The following is a 579-nucleotide window of genomic DNA, read 5'->3' as shown; positions in this document are numbered from 1 at the left end:
AACATTCCTCTATTCGAATCCTTTCGTCGTGCTGTTGATTCTGCCTTCCTATGACCTGTTCGGACTATTATGAGAAATGCTATACTATCAAAAAAAGAAATGTCTGTATTACCAATTTCACAATTTTGTATAGATTGCCCGCAAGTGCCATCATTTGCACAATCGTGATGATTTGGGTCAGTCTTCTTATAAAACCATGCATTAGTGTATTTTCCCATTTTGATACCTCACTACCAAACCTTACTATATTATTATCTTGGTAAAAATCATAATAATTCGTTAACTTGTATTTTAAATCTGTATCAAATGTGCTTTTCTCGTAAGGTATCAATTGTGAAGTAATTAACTTTATTTGTTTAAAATTTTGCTAAAATAGCTCTTTTTATACTATGTTTTATATAGCTAAACTGACTTAGATTTACTGACAATTTGAAAAACAAAAATTCGTCATTCCGCTACTATAGTATTTTCTAAAACGAATGATAAACATCTAAAATGGTATTACCAACTAAAAGGTGTAAGTCTGTACATTGATGCATTAGAGGTCTGAGGCGACTTTTGATGGTGTGCCAACAATGC

General features: G+C 31.6%; 1 protein-coding gene. It reads right to left on the bottom strand.

Going from position 1 to position 579, the window contains the following annotated elements; all coding sequences use genetic code 11:
- Positions 1-218: hypothetical protein (locus tag OZD66_RS04785; protein ID WP_275022372.1), on the bottom strand; the 218-nt coding region annotated here is incomplete at its 3' end.
- Between the last annotated feature and the right edge of the window lie 361 nt (positions 219-579).

It is taken from the genome of Wolbachia endosymbiont of Drosophila baimaii (assembly GCF_028982185.1).
GTDB lineage: Bacteria > Pseudomonadota > Alphaproteobacteria > Rickettsiales > Anaplasmataceae > Wolbachia > Wolbachia pipientis.
The sequence above is the reverse complement of the archived record's forward strand: the minus strand, read 5'-3'. Positions and strand labels throughout refer to the sequence as shown.